General features: G+C 62.8%; 7 protein-coding genes. 5 read left to right on the forward strand and 2 right to left on the reverse strand.

Annotation, left to right across the window (positions count from 1 at the left end; genetic code table 11):
• Nucleotides 1-71 precede the first annotated feature (71 nt).
• Complete coding sequence (locus tag ATI53_RS11690; RefSeq protein WP_009504873.1) at nucleotides 72-329, reverse strand: hypothetical protein; 258 nt, start codon at nucleotides 327-329, stop codon at nucleotides 72-74.
• A 224-nt stretch (nucleotides 330-553) separates the two neighbouring features.
• Between ATI53_RS11690 and clpB the strand changes: the two genes are divergently transcribed.
• A complete protein-coding gene (gene clpB, locus ATI53_RS11695) occupies nucleotides 554-3169 on the forward strand; it encodes an ATP-dependent chaperone ClpB (RefSeq protein ID WP_009504875.1) in 2616 nt (871 codons plus the stop codon).
• Between the two features lie 116 nt (nucleotides 3170-3285).
• Here the strand turns inward: clpB and ATI53_RS11700 are convergent, their stop codons facing one another.
• The gene (locus tag ATI53_RS11700; protein ID WP_111550462.1) at nucleotides 3286-3723 is read right to left on the reverse strand and encodes a DUF302 domain-containing protein; all 438 of its coding nucleotides are present in this window, start codon (nucleotides 3721-3723) and stop codon (nucleotides 3286-3288) included.
• Nucleotides 3724-3844: 121 nt separating this feature from the next.
• Between ATI53_RS11700 and ATI53_RS11705 the strand changes: the two genes are divergently transcribed.
• The 4 genes from ATI53_RS11705 to ATI53_RS11720 all read left to right on the forward strand — a co-directional run bounded on the left by ATI53_RS11705 (nucleotide 3845) and on the right by ATI53_RS11720 (nucleotide 7395).
• On the forward strand, nucleotides 3845-5350 hold the full coding sequence (locus ATI53_RS11705; protein ID WP_034452625.1) for an FMN-binding glutamate synthase family protein: 1506 nt from the start codon (nucleotides 3845-3847) through the stop codon (nucleotides 5348-5350).
• Nucleotides 5351-5432: 82 nt separating this feature from the next.
• Nucleotides 5433-6332 carry a protein-methionine-sulfoxide reductase catalytic subunit MsrP gene (gene msrP, locus ATI53_RS11710; protein ID WP_111550463.1) on the forward strand — a complete coding sequence of 300 codons (900 nt, stop codon included), beginning with the start codon at nucleotides 5433-5435 and terminating at the stop codon, nucleotides 6330-6332.
• Nucleotides 6332-6946: a protein-methionine-sulfoxide reductase heme-binding subunit MsrQ gene (gene msrQ, locus ATI53_RS11715; protein ID WP_190323926.1), complete on the forward strand. Its 615-nt coding sequence runs from the start codon at nucleotides 6332-6334 to the stop codon at nucleotides 6944-6946. The genes msrP and msrQ overlap by 1 nt, the downstream gene beginning before the upstream one ends.
• A gap of 8 nt (nucleotides 6947-6954) precedes the next feature.
• Nucleotides 6955-7395 (forward strand): DUF302 domain-containing protein, encoded by a 441-nt coding sequence (locus ATI53_RS11720; protein ID WP_009504881.1) that lies wholly within the window; start codon nucleotides 6955-6957, stop codon nucleotides 7393-7395.
• Nucleotides 7396-7828: the final 433 nt, after the last annotated feature.

Here is a 7828-nt window from a genome sequence, read left to right on the forward strand (position 1 = left end):
TGCGGCTGCGGTTTCCCAAGGTCAAGACCGGGGGCGCGATCACCGGCCATCCCGTGCGGAATGGCTGGGGATCACGGGTTCGAACGCAGCACCGCCAGAAGCCCCACGTCGAACGAGAGCTCTTCGTCGCCGGGGCGATATTGCGAAATAGGCAGCGCCCGATCCGGGATGCGCCGCCGCAGCGCCGCTTTCCACGGCGAGGCGCGGGGGGGCGCCAGCCGCGCGATTTCGATCCGTCCGTTGTCTGCGATCAGCGAAACGGTGCCGGGCTTCATCGCCTCGGGCTCTGGCCCGTCGAACCCGTCGACGGTGATTTCCCGCACATGCATGGTCTTGGCCCTTTCTGTGTCTTGGCCCTTTCTGTCAGCCCGTTCCGCAGCTTGGCAGCGAATCGGTAAACAAATTGCTGCTGACAGGGTGTGGTTTTTGCGATCCCGGATCTTGAACCCCGGCCCGTCGCTGCCCATCTCCTTTCCCGAGGCCCGGTGCCGTCATGTGCCGCAAGGCGGGCGTGACATCGACAAGACGGGCGCTTATCGCAAGGAGAGACACGATGAACTTGGACAAGTTCACGGAGCGGTCGCGTGGGTTCATCCAGGCTGCACAAACCATCGCAATGCGGGACGGCCACCAGCGTCTCGCCCCCGAGCATATTCTCAAGGCACTTCTGGACGACGATCAGGGGCTTGCGTCCAATCTGATCACCCGCGCGGGCGGCGACGCGGCGCGCGTGACGCAGGTGCTTGAGACGAAGCTGGCGAAATTCCCGAAAGTGTCCGGCGATGCCGGGCAGACCTATCTGGACAGCGCCACCGCCAAGGTGCTGGACGAGGCGGAAAAGATCGCGGGCAAGGCAGGCGACAGTTTTGTGCCGGTCGAACGCATTCTGACCGCGCTGGCCATCGAAAAATCCGGGGCCAAGGAGGCGCTGGAGGCGGGCAAGGTCACACCTCAAAAGCTGAACGAGGCGATCAACGATCTGCGCAAGGGCCGTACCGCCGACAGTGCCAGCGCCGAAGAAGGTTATGAGGCGCTGAAGAAATACGCGCGCGACCTGACCGAGGCCGCCGAGCAGGGCAAGATCGACCCGATCATCGGACGCGACGACGAAATTCGCCGCTCGATGCAGGTTCTGTCACGCCGCACCAAGAACAACCCGGTGCTGATCGGGGAGCCGGGTGTAGGCAAGACCGCCATCGCCGAGGGGCTTGCGCTGCGCATTGTCGACGGCGACGTGCCCGAAAGCCTGAGGGGCAAGCGGCTGCTGGCGCTCGACATGGGCTCGTTGATCGCGGGGGCCAAGTATCGCGGCGAATTCGAGGAACGGCTGAAATCCATTCTGAAGGAAATCGAGGCCGCCGCCGGCGAGATCGTGCTGTTCATCGACGAGATGCACACGCTTGTCGGCGCGGGCAAGGCGGACGGGGCGATGGATGCCTCGAACCTGCTGAAACCGGCGCTGGCGCGGGGCGAGCTGCATTGCGTCGGCGCGACCACGCTGGATGAATACCGCAAGCACGTCGAAAAGGACCCGGCGCTGGCCCGGCGGTTTCAGCCCGTGATGGTGCAGGAACCGACGGTCGAAGACACGATCAGCATCCTGCGCGGCATCAAGGAAAAATACGAACTGCACCATGGCGTGCGGATTTCCGACTCTGCGCTTGTCGCGGCGGCGACCCTGTCGCACCGTTATATTACCGACCGTTTCCTGCCCGACAAGGCCATCGACCTGATGGACGAGGCCGCCAGCCGCTTGCGGATGGAAGTCGACAGCAAGCCCGAAGAGCTGGATCAGATCGACCGTCAGATCCTGCAAATGCAGATCGAGGTCGAGGCGCTGAAGCTGGAAGACGACCAGGCCTCGCGCGATCGGCTGGAAACGCTGGAACGCGAGTTGGCCGAGGTCGAGGAACGCTCGGCCGAGATGACAGCGCAGTGGCAGGCGGAACGCGACAAGTTGGCGTCGTCGCGCGACCTCAAGGAACAACTCGACAAGATGCGCGCGGAACTTGAGATCGCCAAGCGCGAGGGCAACTTTGCCCGTGCCGGCGAATTGCAATACGGTCGCATCCCCGAGATCGAACGGCAGCTGTCCGAGGCGGACGAGTCCGAAGGCGATGTCATGGTGGAAGAAGCCGTGCGCCCCGAACAGATCGCCGAGGTCGTCGAACGCTGGACCGGCATACCCACGTCGAAAATGCTGGAAGGCGATCGCGAAAAGCTTCTGCGCATGGAGGATTCGCTGCACAAGCGCGTTGTCGGCCAGAATCAGGCGGTGCGCGCGGTGGCCAATGCCGTGCGTCGGGCGCGGGCGGGCCTGAACGACGAAAACCGCCCCTTGGGCAGTTTCCTGTTCCTTGGGCCGACCGGCGTCGGCAAGACAGAGCTGACCAAGGCTGTGGCCGAATTCCTGTTCGACGACGACAACGCCATGGTGCGGGTCGATATGTCCGAGTTCATGGAGAAACATTCGGTCGCGCGTCTGATCGGGGCGCCTCCGGGCTATGTCGGCTATGACGAAGGCGGCGTGCTGACCGAAGCCGTGCGGCGCAGGCCCTATCAGGTGGTGCTGTTCGACGAGGTCGAAAAGGCGCATCCGGACGTGTTCAACGTGCTGCTTCAGGTGCTTGACGATGGCGTGCTGACCGATGGTCAGGGCCGCACCGTCGATTTCAAGCAGACGCTGATCGTCCTGACGTCGAACCTTGGGTCTCAGGCGCTGTCGCAACTGCCGGAAGGGGCGGACAGCGCCCATGCCCGGCGCGACGTGATGGACGCGGTCCGGGCGCATTTCCGGCCCGAGTTCTTGAACCGGCTCGACGAGACGATCATCTTCGATCGGCTCAAGCGCGAGGATATGGGCGGTATCGTCGAAATCCAGATGTCGCGCCTGCTGCGGCGTCTTGCGGCGCGCAAGATCACGCTGACGCTGGACGACGGCGCCAGGGCATGGCTGGCGGACGAAGGCTATGATCCGGTGTTCGGGGCGCGTCCGCTCAAGCGGGTGATCCAGCGCGCCTTGCAGGACCCGCTGGCCGAGATGCTGCTGAGCGGTGACATTCGCGATGGCGACACGGTGCCCGTCAGCGCCGGGGCCGAGGGGCTGCTGATCGGCGAAACGGTGGGGGCGTCGAACCGGCCCAGACCGGACGACGCGGTCGTTCACTGACGGCGTGACACCAACCGGCCCGGCCCCGAAAGGTGCCGGGCCTTTTTGTGCCGCATCGAGCCCAGGGGCCGGGGCAGGGCAGGGCCGTCCGCCCGCATACGCGCGTCGCCGACGCGTCAGTCCATCCCGATGGCCGTGCGGGCGATACCGTCCAGCAGGGTCTGGATCTTTTGCATCTCGCCGTCGGGAAAGGCGCGAAAGCCGATGGTGGTCACATCGGGGGTATCGTGGCGCACCATTACGAAAATGTCGTAGGGACAGAACATGATGTTCAGCGGGTCCGTCTCCATCACGTCCCGCGACAACGCGGCCGAGCAAAAGCTGTAAACATCCGCATGATCGAACAGAATCACGTCGGACCCGACATCGGCACGGGTGCGTTCCAGCATGTCGCCGGAGTGGCTGACGTGATCCACCACCAGCCCCGCGTCGATGATCGCGCTTTCAAGGCCAAAGATCACATCGTCAAAGCTTTGCGGCGTGTCATAATGCACCAGACCGTCGGCGAGTGCGGGCGTTGCGCCAATTATCAGCGTCACGAACCATTTCGTCATCTCTAACCCCTTCCCGGTGGTTGCCGTCCGGCAAAACGGTCGTCAATCTGCCGGTGACGGTTGAGCGACAATAGCCGCATGAGCCTAGTCATGCAAAGCAATGAATGTGTAGGAAATGACCATGGGCGCCGCAATGTACATCTTTCAGATGATGGCCTTGTTCTTTGTCGCGGTGATCGGCGTGGCGATGCTTGTCGCCATTGTGCTGTACATGGTGGACTCTGTCCAATCAGGCGACGCGATCCGGCGCAACTATCCGGTGATCGGCCGGTTTCGCGGGCTGTTCACCAAGCTGGGCGAGTTCTTTCGCCAGTATTTCTTTGCCATGGACCGCGAAGAGATGCCCTTCAACCGCGCCCAGCGGGATTGGGTCTATCACGCAACCAAGGGCAAGGATAACACCGTCGCTTTCGGATCGACGCGAAACCTCAATATCCCCGGCACGCCGATTTTCGTGAACGCCGTGTTCCCGCCGCTGGACGATCAGTTCGCATCGACCGAGCCGATGGTGATCGGCCCGCATGCGCGCAAGCCTTATCTGGCGCGGTCGATCTTCAATATCTCGGGCATGAGCTACGGCGCGATTTCCAAACCGGCCGTTCAGGCCCTGAGCAAGGGCGCGAACCTGGCGGGCATCTGGCTGAACACCGGCGAGGGCGGGCTGTCGCCCTATCACGAGGCCGCCGCCTGCGACCTGGTGTTCCAGATCGGCACCGCGAAATTCGGCCTGCGCGATGAACATGGCAAGCTGAGCGATGACAAGCTGCGCGCGGTCGCGGCCAACCCGAACGTGAAGATGTTCGAGCTGAAGCTGGCGCAGGGGGCCAAGCCCGGCAAGGGCGGCATCCTGCCCGGTGAGAAGGTCAATGAAGAGGTGGCGCGCATTCGCGGACTCAAGGTCGGGCAGGCCGGGATTTCGCCCAACCGCCACCCCGAGATCGACGATTTCGGCGATCTTCTGGACGTGATCCATCACATCCGCGAGGTGTCGGGCAAGCCGGTGGGCTTCAAGACGGTGATCGGCTCGTCCGACGAATGGGAGGAACTGTTCGACCTGATCGCGAAACGGGGCCCGCAAAGCGCGCCGGATTTCATCACCATCGACGGTGGCGAGGGCGGCACCGGGGCCGCGCCCATGCCGCTGATTGATCTTGTGGGGATGCCGATCCGCGAGGCGCTGCCCCGGATCGTCGATCTGCGCGACCGCTACGGGCTGAAGGACCGCATCCGGATCGTCGCATCGGCCAAGCTGGTGAATCCGGCGGATGTGGCCTGGGCGATCTGCCTTGGCGCGGATTTTGTGACCTCGGCGCGGGGGTTCATGTTCTCGATGGGCTGCATTCAGGCGCTGAAATGCAACCGCAATACCTGCCCGACGGGGATCACCACCCACGACCCGCGCCTGCAACAGGGGCTGGTGGTCGAAGACAAGTACAAGAAGGTCGCCAATTACGCCAAGGCGATCATCAAGGAGGTCGAGACAATCGCCCATTCGGTCGGTGTGTCCGAGCCGCGCCAGATGCGCCGCCGTCATGTGCGGATCGTGCAGGCGGACGGCAGCTCGATCCCGTTCAACAAGATCCGCCCAAGCTATCGGCCCGCCGATGGCGAGAACACCAGAACGTGAGCCTGTCGCCCCCCCCCGAGGTGAAACAACAAAGCATGGCCCTTCGTATATGTAAGGGAATGGATCGCGACAGGAGGACGCCATGGCGCATCGCTGGACAAACACCATGACGGCACGGGACGTAACCGCGGAACGCCACTGGCTCAATCGCCGCCAGATCATGGCGGGGCTGGGCGGGCTTGCCGTCGCGGGGCTTGCGGGGCGCGCCCAGGCGGCCGACGGGCTGACGCCCAACAGCTGGGAGGAAATCACCAACTACAACAATTACTATGAATTCGGCACCGGCAAGGAAGACCCGGCGCGCTATGCCGGCGACCTGACCATCGCCCCCTGGTCGGTGCAGATCGACGGCATGGTCGATCGCCCCGGCGCCTATGGGCTGGATGACATCCTGTCGAAGATGACCATCGAAGAGCGGATCTATCGTTTCCGCTGTGTCGAGGCGTGGTCGATGGTCGTGCCCTGGTCCGGGTTCGAGCTCGCCGACCTGCTGGAGATGGCTGGGGTGCAATCGGGCGCCACACATGTCGCCTTCGAAACGGTGCTGCGTCCTGACGAGATGCCCGGTGTGTCCCGCAACGTGCTGGAATGGCCCTATGTCGAAGGTCTGCGTCTGGACGAAGCCATGCATCCGCTGACCATCATGGCCACCGGCATCTATGGGCGCGACATACCACGTCAGAACGGCGCGCCGCTGCGGCTCGTGGTGCCGTGGAAATACGGGTACAAGTCAATCAAGTCCGTGGTGCGCGTCACGCTGACGGACAAGGAACCGCCGACGTCGTGGAACAAGGCGAACGCCCGCGAATACGGCTTTTATTCCAACGTGAACCCCGCCGTGGATCATCCGCGCTGGTCGCAGGCCACCGAACGCGAAATCGGCGGGGGGCTGTTCGCCAAGCGCAAGCCGACGCTGGTTTTCAACGGCTATGACGAGGTGGCCTCGCTGTACGAAGGCATGGATCTGACGGTGAACCACTGATGATCGCCGACCGGATCAACGCGGTAACGCGCCGGATTCCGCCGTGGCCCTTGTATCTGATTGCCGTGCTGCCGCCGGTTTGGTTGCTATATCAGGGCCTGACCGGCGGGCTTGGGGTCGAACCCATCCGCGCCCTGGAACACGAACTGGGACAACTGGCGCTGAAGTTACTGATTGCCGGTTTGTGCATTACGCCGCTGCGCCGCTTTGCCGGGGTGAACCTGATGCGGTATCGCCGTGCCGTCGGGCTGATCGCCTTCTTTTATGTGGTGCTGCATCTGCTGGTCTGGCTTGTGCTTGATGTGCAGATCCCCTCGCAGATCTGGGCGGACATTCTAAAGCGTCCCTATATCACCGTGGGTATGGGCGCGTTCGCGCTGCTGATCCCGCTGGCGGTCACGTCGAACAACATGTCGATCCGCAAGCTGGGGGGCAGAACCTGGCGCAAGCTGCATCGCCTTGCCTATGGCGCGGCCCTTCTTGGCGGGCTGCACTTTGTCATGCTGGTAAAGGGCTTTCAGATCGAGCCCTTGATCTACATGGGAGTCGTGCTGGTGCTGTTGGTGCTGCGGCTTCCCTTTCAACGCGCGCCGTTCATGCGCGCATCCGGATAGGAGACAACATGTTCAAGCAAGCTCTGGTCGGACTGACCCTGCTTTCAACGGCAGCAACGGCCGAGGTCGTTTCGGTTCCGACCGACAAATCGGTACCCGAAGCTGCCGATGCGCTGATCGACGCGATCGAGAACGCGGGGGCCACGGTTTTCGCGCGCGTCGATCACGGGGCAGGGGCCCAGAAGGTCGGTGAGGATATAGGGGCATCGCAGTTGGTGATCTTTGGCAATCCCAAGGTCGGTACGCCCGCGATGATCGAGGACCGGACGCTGGGCCTGGCGCTGCCGCTGCATGTTCTTGTGTATGAGAATGCGGAGGGCGCGGTGCATTTGTCTTATGAAGCGCCGGCCGCGCGGCTTGCGGACCTGTCCGATCGTGATCTGCCCGAGGGCGTAACGACTCCGATGGCGGGTGCGTTAAGCAAACTGACCAGCGTTGCCGCGCAATAGGGATTCGCCATCAAAGCGACTCGAGTTGAGGGCGGGACCGTTTGGTTCCGCCCTTTTGCGTGATTGTTTTGGGGATTCTGTTTGGTTTGTGTGGATAAGGTCGTGGGTAGGGGGGGTATTGGGTTGTTTTTGGGGGATGTTGCTGAGGGTGCGGGGGTTTTGGCGGTTTGGGTTTGGGGTGGAGTTTTGGGTTAAGGTATTGATTTGGTTTGTTAGTTGTCTTTTCTTGAAGAAAAGATGACGTCTTTTGCAAAAAGGGGTTGCGGGTGTTGGTGGCTAACCGTAAAAGCCCCCTCACCGGCGGCGCTGAGGCGCTGGACGGGGCGCCGGACGGGCTGGACGGGATGAGGTAGCGGAGCTGCTGAGTTACGGACGGTTTGTTGGCGCGACGGACATTCGAGAGGTAGGGACGGGCGGCGCGCCTTGATATTGG

It is taken from the genome of Salipiger aestuarii (assembly GCF_003259905.1).
Lineage (GTDB): Bacteria > Pseudomonadota > Alphaproteobacteria > Rhodobacterales > Rhodobacteraceae > Salipiger > Salipiger aestuarii.